We start from the raw sequence: 20,978 nt of genomic DNA on the forward strand, positions 1-20,978 counted from the left end.
ATTTCCCGGTGTCCGTGCGATCCGGTGCGGTGGAGGTATTTCCGGCGCCGCCGGAGTTCGTTCCGGGAGGACTCCGGAGGAGTTCGGTGCGGAATTCCCCGGTGCCCGTCCGGACCGGTGCGCGTCCTGGAAGTCTCCGGCTTCTCCGGCTTTCCGGTCCACCCCTAACTGTCGGGGCCGGAGTTCCCTCCGGCCGGGGGTGATCGGCTGCCGGATTCGCCCCTTCACCCCTTCCCACCTGCGCCTTCGGTCGGGTACGGGTGCCGGAGGGCGTTAGGGGTTCCCGTCCCGGAACGGGGTCGCGTAGCGTCGGGGACGGCCATGGGGAAGTTCCGGACAACCGCTTCGTCGGGGTGAGGGGAATGCAGATGGATGAGCTGGCCGAGGCGGTCCTGCGGGGCGCGCCGGCGGAGGAGCTGGCGGGTCTCGCGGTGCCGCGGGATTACACCGCAGCGCATTTGCGACAGGAGGATGTCGCCATGTTTCGGGGTGTTGCGGACAAGGACGTCCGCCGCTCCCTGCACGTCGGCAAGGTGCCGCTGCCGGAGCTGGCGCCGGACGAGGTACTGGTGGCCGTGATGGCCAGTTCGGTCAACTACAACACGGTGTGGTCGGCGACCTTCTCGCCGGTGTCGACCTTCGACGCGTTGAAGCGCTTCGCCCGGACGGGCGGCTACACCGCGCGGCACGACCAGCCGTTCCAGGTGATCGGCTCCGACGCGGCGGGGGTGGTCGTCCGGGCCGGCGCCGGCGTGCGGCGCTGGAAGGTCGGCGACCACGTCGCGGTGAGCACCGCGGTGGTGGACGACCAGGACCCGGTGACCCACGCCGACGGCATGCTCGGCGCGGACCAGAAGGCCTGGGGCTACGAGACCAACTTCGGCGGGCTGGCGCACTACACGGTGGTGCGGGCCAGCCAGCTGGTGGCCAAGCCGCCGCACCTGACCTGGGAGGAGACGGCCAGCATCCCGCTGTGCGGCGGTACGGCGTACCGGATGCTGGTGAGCGACCGCGGGGCCCGGATCAAGCAGGGCGACGTGGTGCTGATCTGGGGCGCCAGCGGTGGACTGGGCGCGTTCGCCGTGCAGTTGGTGAAGAACGCCGGGGGCATCCCGGTCGGAGTGGTGAACTCGGAGCACAAGGCGGCGCTGGTCCGTCGGCTCGGCTGCGACGTGGTGGTCAACCGGGAGGAGATCGGCATCGGCCGGGCTCCCGAATCCGCCGACGAGACCGTGGAGTTGGCGAAGCGGCTGGGCCGGGCGATCCGGAAGGAGGTCGGCGAGGACCCGCACGTCGTCTTCGACCACGTCGGAAGGGCGACCTTCGGCATCTCGGTGATCGTGGCCCGGCGCGGCGGCACGGTGGTGACCTGCGGCTCCAGCACCGGCTACCAGCACACCTTCGACAACCGTTACTTCTGGATGAACCTCAAGCGCATCGTCGGCAGTCACGGCATGAACCTGGGCGAGGCCGCCGAGATGATGCGGCTGTACCGGCTCGGCCTGCTGGCCCCGGTGGTGTCCCGGGTGTACCCGCTGGACGAGATCGGCGAGGCGGCCCGGCTGGTGCAGACCAACAGCCACACCGGGAAGGTCGGCGTGCTCTGCCTGGCCGACCGGCCCGGTCTCGGCGTCACCGACCCGGCCACCCGGGCCCGGCTGGGCGAGGACTGGCTGAGCCCGCTGGCCGAGGACCGCGGCCCCGCCCTGGTCGGCTGACCCCCCCGGCCTCCGGCACCCTCGATCCTCTGCGCCCCTCGACCTCCGGCACCCCCGACCCTCGCCGGCCTTCGCCGTCCGACCGAGCCGCACCGCGCCACCCCGTTCGCCGCTGTGTGCGCAGCTGCGACAGCGCCGCCGTCCGCCGCCGTCCGAGGAGCCCTGGATGACCCCGCACGCCGACCCCACCGGCACCGACCCCACCGGTCCCACCGGCATCGACGTCTTCGACCCCGACCGGTACGTGCCCACCCCGCCCCACCACGACTTCGCCGTGCTCCGCAGCCGGGCTCCGGTGTACTGGCAGCCCGACCCCCAACTGCCCTCCGGCCACTGGGCGGTGACCCGGCACGCGGACGTGTCCTGGATCGCCCGCCGGCCCGAGCTGTTCTCCTCCCAGCTGGCCGGCGCCCAGCCGATGGAGTACGACGAGGTCGCCATCGGGATGCAGCGGATGATGATGATCAACCAGGACGCGCCGCAGCACGTGCGGGTCCGCAGCCTGGTGAACCGCGGCTTCACCCCGCGGATGGTGGAGCAGCTGCGGGAGCGGATCGCCGCCGAGTGCGAACGGATCGTCGACGGGGCGCTGCGCGGCGGTGGCGGCGACTTCGTCCGGCAGGTCGCCGCCGAGCTGCCGATCGTGGTGATCGCGGAGCTGATGGGGGTGCCCCGGGAGGAGCGGCACCGGCTGTTCGCCTGGTCGCAGGGCGTGGCCGGGGAGGCGGACCCGGATGCGGGCGGTGCGGTCGGGGCCCGGGCGGCCGCGCAGGAGATGGCGCGGTACGCGGCGGTGCTGGGCGCGGAGCGCCGCGACTGCCCGGCGGGGGACATCGTCTCCCGGCTGGTCAGTGCCGACGCCGACGGCAACCAGCTGACCGAGCGCGAGTTCCAGGCGTTCTTCGTGCTGCTCGCGGTCGCGGGCAACGAGACCACCCGGTACGCGATCGCGGGCGGGGTGCAGGCCCTGATGGCGCACCCGGAGCAGTGGGCGCGGCTGAAGGCGGACCCGGCCCTCGTGACCACGGCGGCGGAGGAGGTCGTCCGCTGGGAGACCCCGACCAAGGTGTTCCGGCGGACGGCGGTGACGGACGTCGAGGTCGGCGGCCGGCTGATCCGGGCGGGGGACAAGGTGGTGGCCCACCTGACGTCGGCCAACCGGGACGAGGAGGTGTTCGAGGACCCGTTCCACTTCGACGTGGGGCGCGACCCGAACCCCCACCTCGGCTTCGGCGGTGGCGGTCCGCACTTCTGCATCGGCCGCCATCTCGCCCTGTTGGAGGTCGAGTTGATGCTCCGCACGCTGGTGGACCGGGTGGCCGAGTTCCGGCCGGCCGGGCCCTCCCGGCGGCTGCGCTCGTACCAGTTCCACGGCCTGACCCACCTGCCGGTCCGGCTGATCGCGGCCTAGCCCACCCGCACGGGCCGTCCCGCCTCCACGGGCCGTCCCGCCTGCGGGCCGTCCCGCCTCCACGGGCCGTCCCATCCGTACGGGCCCTCCCACCCGCCCAGGGTCCGTCCGGCGCCCGCTGCCCGACCCGAAGAACCGTCCCGGCCCACCGGGCCCCAGCGATTTCGAGGATGCCCCGCCATGACCGACTCCGTTCCCGGTGCCGCGCCGCGCGCGCTGCCGAGCCTTCCCGAGGTACTGGCCCGGCGCAGCGCCGAGCAGCCGGACGCGCTGGCGTACGCCTTCCTGCGCAACGGTGAGGAGATCGCCGACACCCTGACCTACCGGCAGCTCGACGTCCGGGCCCGGGAGGTGGCCGCGCGGCTGGCCGCGCTCGGGCCGGCCGGGCGCAGCGTGCTGCTGCTGCACCCGTCCGGGCCGGGCTTCGTGGTGGACCTGCTGGGCTGCATGCTCGCGGGGGTGGCGGCGGCCCCGGTGCAGGTGCCGTCGCGGGCGCGTGGTCTGGAGCGGCTGCGGCGGATCGCCGACGACGCCGGGACGGACGTGGTGCTCACCACGACGGAGGTGAAGCGGGACTTGGAGGAGCGTTTCGGCACGCTGCCCGAGCTGGCCGCGCTGACCCTGCACGACCCGGAGTCGCTGGCCGCCGCGGCCGAGCGCCGGGCCCCCGGCGCGGCGGCGGCCTGGGAGCCGCGCCCGATCGGCGCCCGGGAGCTCGCCCTGCTGCAGTACACCTCCGGGTCGACCGGCACCCCGAAGGGGGTGCGGGTGACCCACGCCAACTTCGGCAGCAACGTGGACGAGACGGACCGGCTGTGGCCGTGCCGGGGCGACGCCCGGGTGGTCAACTGGCTCCCGCTCTTCCACGACATGGGGATGCTGTTCGGCGTGGTGCTGCCGCTGTGGGCGGGCATCCCGTCGTACCTGATGACCCCGGACGCGTTCATCCGCCGCCCAGCGCGCTGGCTGGAGGCGATCTCCCGCTTCCGCGGCACCCACGCGGCGGCGCCCAGCTTCGCCTACGAGCTGTGCGCCCGGGCGGTGTCCGAGGGCGGGCTCCCGCCCGGGCTGGACCTCTCCTCCTGGCGGGTGGCCGCGAACGGGGCGGAGCCGGTGCGCTGGCAGACGATCAGCGCCTTCACCGGGGCGCTGGCCCCGGCCGGGTTCCGTCCGGAGGCGATGTGCCCGGGCTACGGCCTGGCCGAGAACACCCTGAAGGCGACGGGCAGTCCGGAGGACCGGCCGCCGACCGTGCTGTGGCTGTCCGCCGAGGAGCTGCGGGCGGGCCGGGCCGTCGAGGTGCCGGTCGCTGCAGCACCGACCACGGCGGCGCACCCGGACACCGTCCCGGACCCGGCCGAGGCGGTGCCGAGCATCGGCTGCGGCGGCCCGGTCGGCGACAGCCTGGTGCGGATCGTCGACCCGCTGACCCGCGTCACCCGGCCGGACGGGCAGGTCGGCGAGATCTGGGTGAGCGGGCCCTGCGTCGCGGCCGGCTACCACGGTCGGCCGGAGGAGTCCGAGCAGACCTTCCGGGCCCGCCGGGCCGACCGCACCGAGCGGCGCAGCTGGCTGCGCACCGGCGACCTCGGCTTCCGGCACCGCGGGGAACTCTTCGTCACCGGCCGGATCAAGGACGTGGTGATCCGACAGGGCCGCAACTTCTACCCCCAGGACATCGAGCTGTCCGCCGAGAACGCCGACCCCGGCCTGCACCCCAACTGCGCCGCCGCCTTCTCCGCCGAGGACGGCACCCGGGAGCGCCTGGTGCTGGTGGTCGAGGCGGACGGCCGGACCCTGCGCGGGGGCGGCGAGCTGCTGCGCGAGCGGATCCACCGGGCGGTGCACGACAGCCAGCGCCTGGAACCGGACGAGATCGTGCTGGTGCGCCGGGGCTCGCTGCCCCGCACCTCCAGCGGCAAGGTGCAGCGCCGGGAGACCCGACGCCGTTACCTGGACGGCGAGTTCGGCGCGGCCGGGGCCGCGGCGCCGCGCGAGCGGGTGGAGGCCGGGCGGTGACCGCGGCCGGGGTGCTGCGGGCGCCCGCTGCGGTCGGCGGGGCGAGGATCCTCGGCGTCGGCGCGTACCGGCCGAGCCGGGTGGTGGACAACCACGAGCTGGCGCCGGCCATCGATTCCAGCGACGAGTGGATCCGCCGCCGGTCCGGCATCGCCACCCGCCGCTTCGCCGCGCCGGACGAGACCCTGGTGGCGATGGCCGCGGCGGCGGCCCTGAAGGCGCTCGCCCACGCGGGGGTGGAGCCGCAGTCGGTGGACACGGTGATCCTGGCGACCATGTCGCACCTGGAGCAGTCGCCGCCCGCCGCGCCCCGGCTGGCCCGGCAGATCGGTGCGGCGGAGGCGGGCGCGGTGGACCTGGGCGCGGCCTGCGCCGGGTTCTGCCACGCCCTGGCGGTGGCCGACGGGTTGGTCCGCTCCGGACACAGCCGGTACGTGGTGGTGGTCGGCTCGGAGCGGATGAGCGACCTCGTCGACCCGGCCGACCGGGGCACCGCGTTCCTGTTCGGCGACGGCGCCGGGGCGGTGGTGGTCGGCCCCGCGGACACCCCCGGCATCGGCCCGGTGGTGTGGGGCACGGACGGCGCGCGCTCGACCGTGATCGCCCACTCGACCCCGTGGACTGCGCTGCGCCCGGCCCGGCCGTCGGCCGACCACCCGGCAGAGCCCCGGGCCGACCACCCGGCAGAGCCCCCGGCCGACCGCCCCGCCTGGCCCACGCTGCGGATGGACGGCCCGGCGGTGTTCCGCTGGGCGGTGGCCGCCGTCCCGAGGATCGGCCGGGAGGCGCTGGCGGCGGCCGGGGTGGGGGTGGCGGAGCTGGCCGCGTTCGTCCCGCACCAGGCGAACGTCCGGATCGTGGACGCCGCGGCCCATGCGCTGGACCTGCCCCCGCACGTCGCGGTCGCCCGGGACGTGACCGACGCGGGGAACACCTCGGCCGCCTCGGTGCCGCTCGCCCTGGACCGCCTGCTCAGTGAGGGCGCGGTGGCACCGGGCGGCCTCGCCCTGCTGGTGGGTTTCGGCGCCGGGCTGTCGTACGCGGGCCAGGTGGTGGTGCTGCCCTGAGGAGGTGCTGTCCTGAGGGGTGCTGCCGTGAGGGCCCGGGAGGTGACGGGCGGACTCCTAGAGAACTCGGATACCGGCGGTTGACCGGTCTCTGACACGCTGACGGTGGCGGGCCGGCCCCACCGCGGCACCAGGCCCCGCCGCAGCGACCCGTCACCACCGTCCGTCACCCGCCCCGTCTGGAGTCCCCTTGCGTGCCACCCTCCGGCGCACCGTCCTCGCGGTCGTGCTCGCCCTGGCCGGCCTGCTGCTCGCGCCCGTCGCCGGTGCCTCGGCCGACACCCCCGCCACGATCCTGCTCAACCAGGCCTCCGACCGCTGCCCCGACGGCGCGACCCGGGGCTCCCAGGACATGCACCCCTGCGGCGAGGGCAACAACCCGGGCCAGTGGACGTTCTTCCCCATGCCGAACCAGCCGGGCGTCTACATGCTCAACAACGTCGCCGACCACACCTCCTGCCTGACCTCCTACGACGGCCGACCCACCGGCGGGACCTGCGCCGCGGCCCGGACCAGCCAGTGGTGGCGGGTCACCCCGTACACCGCGCCCGGCCAGACCCCGAGGGCCGACATGCCCGGGATCCGGCTGCAGAACGTCGCCGACTCCCAGTGCATGGACAACACCGCGAAGAACTTCGGCGGCTGGAAGCTCTACATGTTCGACTGCAACAACGGGCCCTACCAGCAGTGGAACATCAACCGCAGCACCTACCGGGCCCTGTTCGGCCACCCGGGCCTGAGCTGGACGGTGCTGGAGCAGCGCGCCGACAACGTGGTGCACGTCGGCGGCGACGCGACGAGCAACCCGTACCAGGGGGACACCCAGGGCACCGCCCAGCTGCCGGTGCTCTGCATCAACCGGGACGGCCGCCCGGCCCCGGCCGGAGTGCCCGCCGACGGCTACCACAGCTGGGCGGGCGGGGAGGTGAAGGCGACGGCTCCCGTCACCGGCACCCGGCTGGCCAGTCGGGCCGCCGCCGACCAGCTCTGCGCCACCGTCTTCGGCGCACCGTTCCGGATGGCGGAGTTCCACGACGGACAGGGCTGGAGCCTCTGGGCGAACGGCACCCTGCCCACCGGCACCCGGTTCTGGACCGCCATCGACGACCAGCAGGCCAACCCCTGGAACTGACCACCGGCCACTGAACCACTGACCACTGACCACTGAGCACTGAGCACGGGGGAGCGGGGGCACCGGGGCACGGGGGATACGGGGGATACGGGGGATACGGGGGTACGGGGCGGGTGCCGACCACGGCGCCCGCCCCGTCACGCGCGATGCCGGAGGCACCATTGGCCCGCCCGCGCCGCCACCGTAGGATTCCGTCCGTGGCCAAACGACGTGACATCGAGCGTGAAGTCCTGGGATCCATCGCAGAGTTGTCCGCGGCCCGGTTACCGACGGCCGACCTCTTCCGCGAGCTGCACACGCTGCTGCTGGAGCCGCTCGGCTACGACGGGGGCTGCTGGCACGGCACCGACCCGGTCACCGGCTTCCCCACCTCCACCGTCGCCGACGGCCTCGACCCCGCCCACTTCGAACAGGCCGTCCAGCTGGAGCTGTCGGGCGAGGACAGCACCGCCTTCAGCGCGATCCGGGCCCTCGGCCGGCGGGTCGAGACGGTCGACCGCGCGACCGACGGCCGCCCCGAACTCAGCATCCGCTACCGGGAGTTGCTCCACCCCTGCGGCTACGGCGACGAGCTGCGGATCAACTTCGACCTCGGCGGCGGGTGTTGGGGCAGCGCCGCGTTCATGCGCGAGAGCGGCCGGGGCCGCTACGAACCGGCCGGACTGCGGCTGGCCGAACGCCTCACCGCCCCGATCGGCACCGCCCTGCGCCGGGCCCGGCTGGACACCCTGCGCCGGACCGGGCCCGACCGGACCGCCGAGCCCGTCCAGGCCCCGGCCGTGGTGATCCTGGACGCCCGGGGGCGGCTGCGCTCGGCCGATGCCGGGGCCCGCGAGCTGATCCGGCGGATGGCCGAGCCCGTCGCCCACCCCAGCGGGGTGCCCACCGGCTTCCTGACCGTCGCCCGCCAGGCCGCCCGCGACGCCGGCGCCCCGGACGTCCGGGTCTGCACCCCGGACGGCCAGTGGCTCGCGGTGCACGCGGCCCCGCTGGACGGCGGCACGGGCGAGGTCGCCGTGATCGCCTCCCCGGCCTCGCCGCTCCAGCGCCTGCCGCTGGCGATCCTCGCCCACGGCCTGTCCCCGCGCGAGCAGCAGGTCGCCCTGCACGCGGTGCGCGGCACCAGCACCAAGGACATCGCCGCCCTGCTCCACCTGACCGTCCCCACCGTCCAGCAGCACGTCACCGCCATCCTGGACAAGACGGGCGTCCGCACCCGCCGCGAACTCGTCGCCCTGCTCACCGCCGACCACCTGCCCGCCCTCGGCCTGCCGCCGACCTGACCCGGCGGCCCGGACGGCAGGCCTCCGGCCCGCGCCCGGAGCGTCCGCCGGAGCCGGAGCCGGGGCCGGAGCCGGGGCCGGGGCCGGGGCCGGAGCCGGGGCACGGTCCCGATCGGTCCCGATCGGTCCCGATCGGTGCCAACGGCCGGACCGCCCGGTCGCCGACACCGGAGCGGATGCGTGATCCTGAAGGCACCGCTCCGGTCGACGGTGGGAGCCGGTGGGCCCGGCCGTCGGGCGAGGACGGGAGCCGGTGGGCCCGGCCTTCGGACGAGGAGTCGACATGCACGCGTGGAGCGCCGGACCGAAGCGCTGCCTGGTGACGGGCGCGACCGGGTACATCGGCGGCCGCCTGGTGCCCGAGTTGCTCGCCCGGGGGTACGCCGTCCGCTGCCTGGTGCGCGATCCCGGCCGGTTGCGGGACCACCCGTGGCGGGCGGAGGTCGAGATCGCCACCGGGGACGTGACCCGTCCCGAGACCCTCGGCGGTGCCTTCGACGGCGTCGACGCCGCCTACTACCTCGTGCACTCCCTCGGCACCGGACCGACCTTCGAGGCCACCGACCGCGCGGCCGCGCAGGCCTTCGCGGCCGCCGCCGCGGCGGCGGGCGTCACCCGGATCGTCTACCTCGGCGGTCTCGTCCCCGGCGGGGTGCCCGAGGCGGACCTCTCGCCGCACCTGCGCTCCCGGGCCGAGGTGGGCCGGATCCTGCGGGCCGGCGGCGTGCCGACCGCCGAACTGCGCGCGGCCGTGATCATCGGCTCCGGGAGCGCGTCCTTCGAGATGCTCCGCCACCTCACCGAACGGCTGCCCGCGATGGTCACCCCGCGCTGGGTCGCGACCCGGATCCAGCCGATCGCCGTCCGGGACGTGCTGCGCTACCTGGTCGGCGCCGCCGAGCTGCCGTCCGAGCTGAACCGCACCTTCGACATCGGCGGTCCCGACGTCCTGACCTACGCGGAGATGATGCACCGCTACGCCCGGCTCGCCGGACTGCCGCGGCGCTTCATCGTCTCCGTGCCGGTGCTCACCCCGCGGCTCTCCAGCCACTGGGTCGGCCTGGTGACGCCGGTGCCCAACTCCATCGCGCGCCCGCTGGTGGAGTCGCTGCGGCACGAGGTGGTCTGCGGCGAGCACGACATCGCCCGCTGGGTGCCCGACCCGCCGGAGGGCCTGACCGGCTTCGACCGGGCCGTGACCCTCGCCCTGCGCCGGATCAAGGACGCCGACGTCGCCACCCGCTGGTCCTCCGCCTCGCTGCCCGGCGCCCCCAGCGACCCGCTGCCCACCGACCCCGACTGGGCCGGCGGCAGCCTGTACCAGGACGTCCAGGAACGCACCGTGACGGCGTCGCCCGCCGCGGTCTGGCGGGTGATCGAGGGCATCGGCGGTGACAACGGCTGGTACTCCTTCCCGCTGGCCTGGGCCCTGCGGGGGTGGATCGACCGGCTGGTCGGCGGAGTGGGGCTGCGCCGGGGGCGCCGCGACCCCGCCCGGCTCCGGGTCGGCGACTCCCTCGACTTCTGGCGGGTCGAGGAGCTCCAGCCGGGCCGGCTGCTCCGGCTGCGGGCCGAGATGCGGCTGCCGGGCCTGGCCTGGCTGGAACTCTCCGTCACACCCGAGGGGGAGGGCCGCACGTGCTACCGCCAGCGGGCGCTCTTCCACCCGCGCGGCCTGGCCGGCCACGCCTACTGGTGGTCCGTCGCGCCGTTCCACACGGTGGTGTTCGGCGGCATGGCCCGCAACATCACCGAGCGCGCCCGCCAGGAGCCCTGACCCCGCCCGGCCGGTCGTTCGCCGGTCGGCCCGCGCCTGATCCCGGCCGGTCGTTCGCCGGTCGGCCCGCGCCTGATCCCGGCCGGTCGTTCGCCGGTCGGCCCGCGCCTGATCCCGCCCGGCCTTTCGTCCAGCGGGCCGCACGTACCCGCACCACCGTGCTCCCGCCCCCGTCCCGGGCGGCTGGGCCGGGGTCCTGAGGGCCGTTCGCTCCGTGGCCGAAGGGTCGACCGCGATCGAAAGTGATATGTCACACCCTATTGATTGCGGCGGGCTGTCCATGACACCGTGCCTGCGACGCCTCCTCAGCAAGCACGTGAGGCTCATCCCCCACCCCCCACCTAGGAGTGACGATGCGTCACCGCCTTCGGCTGCCCCGAGCACTGGCCGTGCTCGCCGCCGCGACCACCGCCCTGACCGGCTTCGCCGCCGCCCCGAGCCTCGCCGCCCCCACGGCGCAGGTCGGCGGGCAGGCGAGCCCGGCCGCGGGTTCCGCGCACCCCGGCGGCATAGCCCCCACCGGTTCCGCCTTCGGCCTCGACACCCATGCGCAGACCCAGGTCGGCCGGCTCGCCCCCGCGCTGCTCCCGCCGCGTTCCCCGCAGTCCGCCGCCCCGCAGGCGCCGAAGCCCGAACTCGCCAAGGCGCCCGCCAAGTTCGCGGCCCGGAGCGCCACCGCCGGTGCGGCCGCCACCTCCTGCACCCCCGCCGACTTCAGCGGCCGGACCGGCGCCGACCTGGTCAGCTACCTCCAGGGCGTGAGCGTCGACTGCGTCAGCTCGCTGTTCCAACTCACCGGCGGCGACGCCCACGGGGTGTTCCAGCAGAGCCAGATGCTCGCGGTGGCCAACGGCCTGAAGGCCGCCGCCGCCTCCTACACCGGCGACAACTCGACCGGCATCTACCAGCTGGGCTACTTCCTCCAGGCCGGCTTCTACGTGCAGTACTACCACCAGAGCGACGTGGGCCCGTACGACGCGACGCTGACCGCCGCCGTGCAGGCCGCCCTCGACACCCTGGTGGCGAGCCCGCACTTCCTGGACGTCAACGACGGCAACGGCCAGATCGCCGGCCAGGCGATGGTCCTCAGCGACAGCGCCGACCTCCAGGCCCACTTCCTCGGCACCTACCAGCGTGTGCTGAACGCGTACAACAGCTCCTGGGACGCGTCCTGGTACATGGTGAACTTCGCGAACAGCGTCTTCACCCCGATCTTCCGGGGCCACCAGAACGCCGACTACGTCGCGGCCGTCACCGCCGACCCGAGCCTGATCAACACCCTCGACTCCTTCGCGCTGAACCACAAGGACCTGCTCGGCGGCACCAACTCCTTCCTGGACTCCAACGCCGGTATGGAGACGGCCCGGTTCCTCGAGCACCCGGCGCTGGTGAACACCGTCCGACCGCTGGTCAAGGGCCTGCTGACGGGCTCGTCGATCACCGGCCCGACCGCGCCGCTCTGGGTCGGGGTGGCCGGCATGGCCGCCTTCTACGACAAGGCCAACTGCGCGGACTACGGCGTCTGCAACCTGCCGGATCAGCTCAAGGCCGCGGCGCTGCCGATCAGCCACACCTGCGACTCCACCCACAGCATCCTGGCGCAGAGCCTGACCGCCGCCGACCTCGCCGCCGTCTGCGCCAGCCTGCAGAACCAGGACCCGTTCGTCCACAACCTCGTCAAGGACAACGGCCCGATCGCCGGCCAGTACGAGAACTCGCTGCAGATGGTGGTGTTCGCCTCCCCGCAGGACTACCAGACCTACGCGGGCGGCATCTACGGCGTCAGCACCAACAACGGCGGCATCACGCTGATCGGCGACCCGAGCTCTCCCACCAACCAGCCGCTCTCGCTGACCTACCAGAACGGCAACGACGGCTTCACCGCGGGCATCTGGAACCTCAACCACGAGTACACCCACGCCCTCGACGGCCGGTACGACATGAAGGGCGACTTCGGCCAGCAGATCTCCGTCCCGGACGTCTGGTGGATCGAGGGCGTCGCCGAGTACGTCTCGTACACCTACCGGAACGTCACCGACACCGGCGCGGTGGCCGAGGCGCCCAAGCACACCTACGCGCTCAGCACGCTGTTCCAGAACACCTACGACAACAGCGACACCACCCGCACCTACCCGTGGGGCTACCTGGCGGTCCGCTTCATGGTCGAGAAGCACCCGGACGTGATCCAGAACATGCTGGGCCACTTCCGCACCGGTGACTACACCGGCGGCTACGCGACCTACAACTCGATCGGCACCGCGTACGACGCCGAGTTCAACACCTGGCTGGACGCCTGCGCCGCCGGGGCCTGCGTGGTGGGCGGCTCCCCGACCGCCGCCTTCACCGCCGCCCCGTCCGGCCTGAACGTGCAGTTCACCGACCAGTCGAGCGAGCCCGGCGGCTCCATCGCCTCCTGGGCCTGGAACTTCGGTGACGGCGCCACCTCCACCGGCCAGAGCCCCGCGCACAGCTACAGCGCGGCCGGCAGCTACACCGTCAGCCTCACCGTGACCGACGGCAACGGCCGGACCAACACCGTCACCCAGTCCGTCACGGTCGGCAGCCTCACCGGCTGCACCGCCGCCGACGCCCGCGTGCTGGACCGCAACTGCTCCCGCACCGACCAGGCGGCGACCGCCGGCAACCTGAAGTACTACTACCTCTACCTGCCGGCCGGCACCACGACCCTGAAGGTCGACAGCTCCGGCGGCACGGGCACCGCGTACCTGCTCTACAACCCGGACACCTGGGCCACCCCGAGCGCCTACACCACCGGCTCGACCACCAACGGCACCACCACCCAGAGCCTGACCGTCACCAACACCACGGCCGGCTACCGCTACATCAGCCTCTACGCCCAGACCGACTTCAGCGGCGTGACCATCTCGACCCGGTACTGAGCCCGACCCCGCCCGCCGGCGGCCCGGAGCACCCGCTCCGGGCCGCCGTCCGTCATGCGGCGCGGGCGGCCGCGAGCGGGGTGAGCGCGGCGAACTCCAGCGGGGCCGAGGGGTCGATGGAGAGGTTCATCGGGGCGGGCTCGGCGCCGGAGCGCACCAGCAGGTCGCCGATGGCGGCGATCATGGCGCCGTTGTCGGTGCACAGCCGCAGCGCCGGGACGCGCAGGGTGATCCCGGCGGCCGCGCATCGCTGCTCGGTGAGCGCCCGGATGCGCGAGTTGGCGGCGACGCCGCCGACCACCACGAGGGTGTCGATGCCGTGGTCGGTGCAGGCCCGGACGGCCTTGCGGGTGAGGGTGTCGGCGATCGCCTCCTGGAGCGCGGCGGCCGCGTCCGGCACGTGCGGTTCGCCGCCGGCGGCGCGCTGCGCCTCGACCCAGCGGGCGGCGGCGGTCTTCAGGCCGGAGAAGGAGAAGGCGTACGGCGGGTCGTTCGGCCCGCTGAGGGGCCGCGGCAGCCGGACCGCCTTCGGGTCGCCGTCGCGGGCGGCGCGGTCGATCGCGGGGCCGCCCGGGTAGGGCAGGTGGAGGATCCGGGCGACCTTGTCGAAGCACTCGCCGGCCGCGTCGTCCAGGGTGTCGCCGAGGTGGACGATCGGGTCGCGGGCGAGGTCGCGGACCAGCAGCAGCGAGGTGTGCCCGCCGGAGACGATCAGCACGATGCACGGGTCGGGCAGCGGCCCGCCGTCCAGGGTGGCCGCGGCGACGTGCCCGGCGAGGTGGTGGACGCCGTACAGCGGGACGCCCAGTGAGAAGGCGTACCCCTTGGCGGCGGCCACGCCGACCTGGAGGGCCCCGGACAGCCCGGGGCCCGTGGTGACGGAGACGGCCCCGATGTCGCCGAGGCCGAGCCCGGCCCGGTCCAGCGCCTCCTGCACCACCGGCGCCACCGCGTGGACGTGGGCCCGGGCCGCGATCTCGGGGACGACCCCGCCGAACCGCGCGTGCTCGTCCATGGACGAGGCGACGGCGTGCCCCAGCAGCACGCCGTCGCGCACCAGGCCCGCCCCGGTCTCGTCGCAGGACGACTCGATCCCCAGCACCACCGGCGATGCCACCATCGGCCACAGCTCCTTCTTGCTCATCATCTGCACCTGCATCCTATGGGCAACAGGAGGCCGTGGCCGAGGGGCCCCGGCTCAGGCGCCGGGCAGCCACTCCGGGCGCTGGGAGCCCCGGGGCACCAGGATCTGGCGGTAGGCGCCCGGGGTGTCGGACATCCGCACCTGGTCGGTGATGCCCTGGTAGCGGCCGAGCGGGGTGTCGGCGGTGAACACCTCCGGGTCCGGGTAGGCGTGCAGGTCGCCGGTGCCGGCGGTCCGCCGTGCGTACCCCTGGTCGAAGACGCCCATCGAGAGGATCCACAGGGCGACCCGGGAGAGCGAGACGTGCACCCGGTAGCTGCCGCCGTGCACGGCCCGGCGGCGCAGCGCCTCGGTGATGCCGGCGGTCAGGAACCAGGAGACCAGGTAGTCGTTGACCACGGTGATCGGCGGCAGGGCGGGCCGGTCGCCGTCGCCCTCCAGGTGCAGCAGTCCGGTGAGCGCGCCCGCGGTCTGGTCGAAGCCGAGGCGGTTCCGCCAGGGCCCGGTGCGGCCGTTCAGCGACACCGTGGCGTGGATCAGCCCGGGGCGGCGGGCGACGGCCTCCTCCTCGGACAGGCCGATGCGCTCCAGGAAGCCGGGGCGGCGGTTGGCGTAGAAGACGTCGGCCCCGGCCTGGAGGCGGTGGATCAGCGCCAGGCCCTCGGGGGTGTAGGGGCTGACCGTCGCCGAGCGGACGCCGACGCCGGCGGTGAGGTAGGTGACGTCGTGCTCCAGCTCGTACGGGCGCCAGAGGTTGAGGACGTCCGCGCCGTGCAGGGCCATCGCGCGCCCGGCCCCGGCCCCGGCGATGATGTGGCCCATGCCGAGGGCGCGCACGCCGTCCAGCGGGGCGGTGGGGTTCGCGGGCAGCGGTTCGGGGGCGCTGTCGCCGATCCGGGTGATCTCCACCAGCGGCAGGTCGGCGAGCACGTCGGTGTACTGACGCTCCGTCAGGATCTCCGCGGGCGTGCGCACCATCGGCATCACGCAGCCCGCCTCGTCGCCCGCCGCCTCCAGCTCGCGGGCGTCCCACTTCGCGATGGCGGCCTCGACGTGTTCCGGGACCTCTCCGACGCCGAGCAGCCGCTGGGCGGCGACCTTGATGTTGGGGTAGATGTTGAACGGCATCATCCAGCGGCCGTCGGCGGAGCGGTAGAAGTTCGTCAGCGCGGTGTTGACGATCGAGGGCGTGCCGCCGGGGTAGCCGTTGAGCAGTTCCCACTTCTGCTCGTAGAAGGGGCAGAGCCGGTGCGGGCCCTTGCGCAGGTCCATGTGGACGGACTGGCCGCGGCCGGTGCGGTCGCGCCACAGGGCGGCGACGGCGGCGGACTTGGCGACCAGCGCGATGCCGGAGGCGGCGCCCAGGCGCAGGGTGCTGGGCACCACCGGGTCGGCGCCCTCGAAGGTGATCGTGCCGCCGGTGTCCTGCGGCCGCAGCCCGAGGCCGGCGAGCACCTCGACGGTCTCGGCGTGGACGTCGAAGGTGTCGTCGGTGGCCGGGGCGGCGATCGCCCGGGTGATCTTCTCGGTGAGGGACATGACCTCGTGGTCTCCGTTTCGGTCGGGGGGATCAGCGGGAGGTGGGCGGATCAGGCGGCGTGCGGCGTCCCGCCGAGCGCGCGCATCAGGGCGATCTGGGCGCGGTCGCGGGCCGCGGCGAGCCGGTCGACGTCATCCTCGCCCCCGCCGAAGGCTTCCCGCGCCTCCTCGGTGAGCAGGGCCACGGTGGCGTCGTCGAAGGTCGGGTTCCCCAGGGCCGGCCACAGCCCGGCCTCCATGCCGCGTCCCAGGTGCTCGATGAAGTGGGGCAGGCCGCCGGGGCCGCCGCCGAGGTGGAAGGTGCGGAACGGGCCGGCCACCGCCCAGCGCAGGCCGATGGAGGAGGTGACGACCTCGTCCAGCTCCTGTTCGGTGACCACGCCCTGGGCGACCAGGTGCACGCACTCCCGGAAGAGCGCGGCCTGCAGCCGGTTGGCGACGAAGCCGGGGACCTCCCGGCGCAGCACCTGCGGCTTCTTGCCCAGCGCGGTGTAGAAGTCCCTGGCCTGCTCGACCACCTCGGGCGCGGTCCGTGCGCCCGGGACGACCTCCACCAGCGGGACCAGGTGCGGCGGGTTGAAGGGATGGCCGACGACCAGTCGCTCCGGGTGCGCCATCCCCTCGGCGATCGCGGTCGCCGGGATGCTGGAGGTGGAGGTGGCCAGCAGGGCGTGGGCCGGGGCGGCCTGTTCGACGGTCCGCCAGATCCGCTGCTTGAGGTCGAGCCGCTCGGGGCCGTTCTCCTGGACGACGTCGACGCCGGCGACGGCGCTCGCCAGGTCGGCCTCGAAGCTCAGCCGGTCCGTGAGGTGCTCGGTGGGCAGGCCGAGTTCGGCCAGCGTGGGGGCGATCCCGTCCAGTCCGGCCCGGACCACCTCCTCGATGTCGGGGCGGGGGTCGCTGATGACGACGTCGAGGCCGCGGGCGAGGAGGAGCGCGGCCCAGGAGACCCCGATCACGCCGCCGCCGATGATCGCGGCGCGGCGGTAGGTCGGGCGGTGGGTTCGTTCGTCGGGTGCGGTGGTGGTGATCATGATCGGAGGGCTCCTTCGGCGGGCGTCAGGCGGTGAGGTAGTCGAAGACCGGCTCGACCGGGGCGAGGGTCAGGTCGGTGAGCAGGTGGCTGGCGCCGACGACCTCCAGCACCGGCAGGTCCGCGAGCGGGGCGAGCGCGTGGGCGAACAGCTCCAGCCGGGCCGGGCCGGTGAACGCGCTCTTCACGGTGACGTCGGTGATCCGGGTGCGGACCAGCTCGCAGATCCGCGGGGTGCCGTCGTAGTGCGGGACGGTCTTGACCATGAACGAGGGGGAGCGGAGCTGGGCCAGCGCCCGGTCCGGGTCCAGCGGGTGGTGCTTGTAGCCCATGGTGGCGGTGGCCACCCGCAGCGTGCCGTAGTCCAGCGTGCCGACCAGGGTGTCGGAGTCCACGTAGAGGGCGGGCGAGCCGCCCTTCTTCGGGTAGGCGCTGAACTCGCGCCCGCTGGAGATCGCCGGGACGCTGTCCACGTACATGGCGAGGTTGAACTCGCCCGCCTCGCCGTCGAGTTCGACGGCGATCAGCTGTCCGGCCTCGGTGTAGCTGCCCAGGCCGGTGGTGTCGGGCATCCGCATGACCTCGAAGCGCACGATCGGGTCGGTGACGGTCAGTGGCTCGGGGACGACCCGGCGCAGCGCCTCGGGGTCGGTGCGGTAGAAGACGTTGAGGTACTCGCGGTCGGTGAAGCGGTACCGGGTGGGCGCGTAGGCCGGGGAGTCCAGCGGGGTGGTGACCAGCCGCGCGACGTCCTCTGTGAGCATGGTGGCCTCCAGGTCTCGGGGTCTCGGGGTCTCGGCGAGCTTGGTGAGCTCGGGGATCGAGGGGCGTCCCGCGTTCTGCGGAGCGCCCACGGACCATTGGACGCCCGTGGACTCCAGTCCGTCCAATATATGATCGGGTCATGGTTCATAGGGCTTCTGATATCAACCTCACCCGGCGCCTGCTCGAACAGTTCCTGGTGGTCGCCGACGAGAAGCACTTCGGCCGGGCCGCCGAACGCCTCGGGATGAGCCAGCCGCCGCTCAGCCAGTCCGTCCAGCGCCTCGAACGGGCCCTAGCCGTACGGCTGTTGGAACGCGGACCGGGCGGAGTCACGCTGACCCCGGCGGGCGAGGTCTTCGCCGTGGACGCCCGGCGGCTGCTGGACGCCCAGTCCGCCGCGGTCGAACGGGTCCGGCGGGTGGCCGGCGGCCTGGAGGGCGACGTCCGGCTCGGGTACGTCAGCATCCTCAGCCACCACCACCTGCCCGGGCTCCTCCGCGCGGCGGCCGAGGAACTGCCCGGACTGCGCATCCACCTGCACCAGGACTCCTCGGCCAACGTCGCCGACCTGGTCCGCTCCGGCGAACTCGACCTGGGCTTCCTGCGCGACCCGTCGCCCCTGTCCGGGGACCTGGTCAGCTGGCAGTTCGCCGTCGAGCGGATCGCCGTGGCCGTCCCGCAGGACCACCGGCTGGCCGGGTCCGGCCCGATCGACCTCGCCGAGCTGCGCGACGAGGACTTCGTCCTGCCCGACGACACGGCACTGCCCGCGCTCGCCCAGGGGATCCGACTCGCCTGCCACGAAGCGGGGTTCACCCCGCGCAGCCGCGCGGTGGCCGACGACCTGACCGGCCTGTTCAGCTACGTCGCCTCCGGCCTGTGCGTCGCCCTGCTCTCCGAGCGGCTGAGCGAGTTCCCGATCCCCGGCATCGCCTACGTCCCGCTCCGCGGTGACTCGCCGCTGCTGGAGACCGGCGTGGTCGCCCTGCACCGCCCCGACCCGGACGAGGCGGTCCGCCGCCTGCTGGAACTCATCGCCCGTCGCACCGCCGACTGACCGTCTCCGAGCCCGGGCCCGGAGACGGTCGGGTGGATCAGGCCTCCCCGCGGTCGAGGAGTTCGGCGACGATCTCCATGCCGAGGGCGTAGCCGGGCGCGCCCGAGGTGATCAGGGCGGTCTCGGCGACGGCGACGAGCTCGGCGAGGCCGGCGCCGGCCTGGAGCGCTCCCCGGGCGTGCAGCCGCGCGGGGGCCGCCCGACCGAGGGCCAACAGCTGCCCGAAGTGGACCAGTTGCTGGACCCGGTCGCCCAGCGGGCTCTCGTGCAGCACGATGTGCCGCAGCGCCATGAACGCCTCCTCGGTGTCCAGCCGTCCGAACTCCCGGGCGGTGGCGAGGCGTTGCTCCGCGCCCGGCGGAACGGCTCGGTAGGTCACCCGGAACCGGTCCCGCAGGGCCTCCAGGCGCTGGGCGGAGGTGGCGTCGCTCATCACGCGACCCGCGCCATGGACGCCCGGACGGCCGCCAGCGCGCCCGCGGGGAAGTCCACGGCCCCGCCGATCGCCGCCGCGGCGAGCTCGGCCTCGGCGGACTCCTCGATCGCCGTCACCAGCTGGACGGCGGCCGCGGTGTCCGGCCCGAACACCATCAGGCCGTGGTTGGCCAGCAGGACGGCGGAGGTCGTCGGATGGTCCCGCAGCACCTCGGTGATGCTGCGCACCGACACGTCCGAGCCGCGCGGCCCCCAGGCCACCACCGGCACCGGCTCGGCCTGCCCGAAGCGCAGCAGCGGCTCGGTGCGGCAGGGCAGCGGCCGGTGGGCGACCGCGAAGGCCGTCGCGGCGGGGGAGTGGGTGTGGATCACCGCGCCCACCCGGGGCCGGGCCCGGTAGACCACGCCGTGCATGGCGATGATCTCGGCGCTGGAGGACTGCAACTCCCCGTCCAGCACCCGCCCGTCGTGACCGACGGTGGCGACCTGTTCGGGCCGCAGGCCGCGGACGAACCCCGGGGTGAGCAGGAAGCGCTCGTCGTCGAGCCGCGCGCTCAGGTTGGCGTGCCCGGAGTGCGACATCACCCCCGCCTCGAACAACTGCCGGACGGCCTCGACGATCCGGTCGGCCGGGCCCCTCGTGTCGGGTGAATCGGTCATGGCGGTGTCTCCTGTCGCTCGGTCGACGGCCGCTCGTCCGCGGCCGTCCCGGTCAGGACCCCACTCAACGACTTGAACTAAGGTTCAAGTCAACCGCCGCCGTCGTGAGGAGGACCGACATGCGCATCACGATCGGGCGACTGGCCGAGCTCACCGGGGTGCCCGCGTCCGCGATCCGGTTCTGGGAGCGCCACGGCCTGCTGCCGCAACCCGAGCGTCAGGGCGGCCAGCGCCGCTACCCGCCCGAGGCCGCCGAGCGGATCATCCTGCTGCGCAAGTGCCAGCAGGCCGGGCTGACCCTGGCCGAGATCGGCGAGTTCCAGCAGAACGAGCCGCGCCGCCAGGCGATGATCCGGGTCAAGATCGCCGAGGTCGAGCAGCGCGCGATCGACCTCCGGCACGCCCAGGAGTTCCTGGAGCACGCCGTGCAGTGCAGCAAGCCGGACATCCTCGCCTGCCCGACCTTCCAGCGGCAGATGGAGAGCTGGCGGTCGGCCTCGCCCGCGACGGGCGGAACGGGGGAGACATCGACGCCTCCTGCGCAATAATGCTCAAGATGAGGATCTTCGAGCAGAAGTGAGCAGGTGTGCGCATGATCTCCTCCCGTACCGTGCTGTCCGGTGCCCGGCTGGTGCTGCCGGGCGGCGTCGTCGAGGGTGACCGCCTGGCCGTCGAGGGCGAGCGCATCGCCGTGATCGCGAGCGGCGCTGCCGAGCCCGGCGACCTCGACCTGACCGGCCACACCGTCGTGCCCGGCTTCGTCGACCTGCACGTGCACGGCGGCGGCGGCGCCTCCTACGCCTCCGGCATCGCCGAGGAGGCCCTGCTCGCCGCCCGCACCCACCTCGAGCACGGCACCACCACCACGATGGCCTCCACCGTCACCGGCGAGATCGACGAGGTCGCCCGCCAGGCCGCCGTCCTCTCCGAACTCGTCGAGGACGGCGTCCTCGCCGGCATCCACTTCGAGGGCCCCTTCATCTCCCACAACCGCTGCGGCGCCCACCGCCCCGACCTGCTGCGCAACCCCGACCCGGC

Annotated in this window: 17 protein-coding genes; 11 read left to right on the top strand and 6 right to left on the bottom strand. The window is 74.0% G+C overall.

What is annotated here, in order from left to right:
- The first annotated feature begins 368 nt into the window (after window positions 1–368).
- From ccrA to AB0O91_RS08065, 8 genes are all read left to right on the top strand, one after another.
- Window positions 369–1,718 carry a crotonyl-CoA carboxylase/reductase gene (gene ccrA, locus AB0O91_RS08030; protein ID WP_363429160.1) on the top strand — a complete coding sequence of 450 codons (1,350 nt, stop codon included), beginning with the start codon at window positions 369–371 and terminating at the stop codon, window positions 1,716–1,718.
- A 166-nt stretch (window positions 1,719–1,884) separates the two neighbouring features.
- Window positions 1,885–3,129: a cytochrome P450 gene (locus AB0O91_RS08035; protein ID WP_363429110.1), complete on the top strand. Its 1,245-nt coding sequence runs from the start codon at window positions 1,885–1,887 to the stop codon at window positions 3,127–3,129.
- A 180-nt stretch (window positions 3,130–3,309) separates the two neighbouring features.
- A complete protein-coding gene (locus AB0O91_RS08040; protein WP_363429112.1) occupies window positions 3,310–5,148 on the top strand; it encodes a fatty acyl-AMP ligase in 1,839 nt (612 codons plus the stop codon).
- Window positions 5,145–6,215 (top strand): beta-ketoacyl-ACP synthase 3, encoded by a 1,071-nt coding sequence (locus AB0O91_RS08045; RefSeq protein WP_363429114.1) that lies wholly within the window; start codon window positions 5,145–5,147, stop codon window positions 6,213–6,215. Before AB0O91_RS08040 ends, AB0O91_RS08045 begins: the two co-directional genes overlap by 4 nt.
- Before the next feature lie 190 nt (window positions 6,216–6,405).
- Window positions 6,406–7,347 (top strand): RICIN domain-containing protein, encoded by a 942-nt coding sequence (locus AB0O91_RS08050; protein WP_363429116.1) that lies wholly within the window; start codon window positions 6,406–6,408, stop codon window positions 7,345–7,347.
- A 197-nt stretch (window positions 7,348–7,544) separates the two neighbouring features.
- Complete coding sequence (locus AB0O91_RS08055; protein WP_363429118.1) at window positions 7,545–8,630, top strand: LuxR C-terminal-related transcriptional regulator; 1,086 nt, start codon at window positions 7,545–7,547, stop codon at window positions 8,628–8,630.
- Between the two features lie 283 nt (window positions 8,631–8,913).
- On the top strand, window positions 8,914–10,407 hold the full coding sequence (locus tag AB0O91_RS08060; protein ID WP_363429120.1) for an SDR family oxidoreductase: 1,494 nt from the start codon (window positions 8,914–8,916) through the stop codon (window positions 10,405–10,407).
- A 353-nt stretch (window positions 10,408–10,760) separates the two neighbouring features.
- Window positions 10,761–13,307: a collagenase gene (locus tag AB0O91_RS08065; RefSeq protein WP_363429122.1), complete on the top strand. Its 2,547-nt coding sequence runs from the start codon at window positions 10,761–10,763 to the stop codon at window positions 13,305–13,307.
- Between the two features lie 52 nt (window positions 13,308–13,359).
- On the opposite strand, the gene tsaD is transcribed toward AB0O91_RS08065, so the two are convergent.
- The 4 genes from tsaD to AB0O91_RS08085 are packed head-to-tail and all read right to left on the bottom strand — an operon-like array spanning window position 13,360 to window position 17,787.
- Window positions 13,360–14,454 (bottom strand): tRNA (adenosine(37)-N6)-threonylcarbamoyltransferase complex transferase subunit TsaD, encoded by a 1,095-nt coding sequence (gene tsaD, locus AB0O91_RS08070; RefSeq protein ID WP_363429124.1) that lies wholly within the window; start codon window positions 14,452–14,454, stop codon window positions 13,360–13,362.
- A gap of 51 nt (window positions 14,455–14,505) precedes the next feature.
- Window positions 14,506–15,990, bottom strand: a complete 1,485-nt coding sequence (locus AB0O91_RS08075) for a CoA transferase (RefSeq protein WP_363429126.1) — start codon at window positions 15,988–15,990, stop codon at window positions 14,506–14,508.
- 50 nt (window positions 15,991–16,040) lie between these two features.
- Window positions 16,041–17,024: a 3-hydroxyacyl-CoA dehydrogenase NAD-binding domain-containing protein gene (locus AB0O91_RS08080; protein WP_363429128.1), complete on the bottom strand. Its 984-nt coding sequence runs from the start codon at window positions 17,022–17,024 to the stop codon at window positions 16,041–16,043.
- Between the two features lie 25 nt (window positions 17,025–17,049).
- On the bottom strand, window positions 17,050–17,787 hold the full coding sequence (locus AB0O91_RS08085; protein WP_363429130.1) for an acetoacetate decarboxylase: 738 nt from the start codon (window positions 17,785–17,787) through the stop codon (window positions 17,050–17,052).
- Window positions 17,788–17,927: 140 nt separating this feature from the next.
- Here AB0O91_RS08085 and AB0O91_RS08090 point away from each other — a divergent pair, with 140 nt between their 5' ends.
- Window positions 17,928–18,845 (top strand): LysR substrate-binding domain-containing protein, encoded by a 918-nt coding sequence (locus AB0O91_RS08090; protein WP_363429132.1) that lies wholly within the window; start codon window positions 17,928–17,930, stop codon window positions 18,843–18,845.
- Between the two features lie 37 nt (window positions 18,846–18,882).
- On the opposite strand, the gene AB0O91_RS08095 is transcribed toward AB0O91_RS08090, so the two are convergent.
- Together AB0O91_RS08095 and AB0O91_RS08100 are read right to left on the bottom strand one after the other, a co-directional pair.
- Window positions 18,883–19,278 carry a carboxymuconolactone decarboxylase family protein gene (locus AB0O91_RS08095; protein WP_363429134.1) on the bottom strand — a complete coding sequence of 132 codons (396 nt, stop codon included), beginning with the start codon at window positions 19,276–19,278 and terminating at the stop codon, window positions 18,883–18,885.
- Window positions 19,278–19,940: a class II aldolase/adducin family protein gene (locus AB0O91_RS08100; RefSeq protein ID WP_363429136.1), complete on the bottom strand. Its 663-nt coding sequence runs from the start codon at window positions 19,938–19,940 to the stop codon at window positions 19,278–19,280. The genes AB0O91_RS08095 and AB0O91_RS08100 overlap by 1 nt, the downstream gene beginning before the upstream one ends.
- 119 nt (window positions 19,941–20,059) lie before the next feature.
- On the opposite strand from AB0O91_RS08100, the gene AB0O91_RS08105 reads away from it, so the two are divergent.
- Together AB0O91_RS08105 and AB0O91_RS08110 are read left to right on the top strand one after the other, a co-directional pair.
- Window positions 20,060–20,488: a MerR family transcriptional regulator gene (locus tag AB0O91_RS08105; RefSeq protein WP_363429138.1), complete on the top strand. Its 429-nt coding sequence runs from the start codon at window positions 20,060–20,062 to the stop codon at window positions 20,486–20,488.
- 44 nt (window positions 20,489–20,532) lie between these two features.
- Window positions 20,533–20,978 (top strand): amidohydrolase family protein (locus tag AB0O91_RS08110; RefSeq protein WP_363429140.1); only part of this gene is annotated, 446 nt, incomplete at its 3' end.

Origin of the sequence: Kitasatospora sp. NPDC089797 (assembly GCF_040684795.1) — a bacterium.
Classification (GTDB): domain Bacteria; phylum Actinomycetota; class Actinomycetes; order Streptomycetales; family Streptomycetaceae; genus Kitasatospora.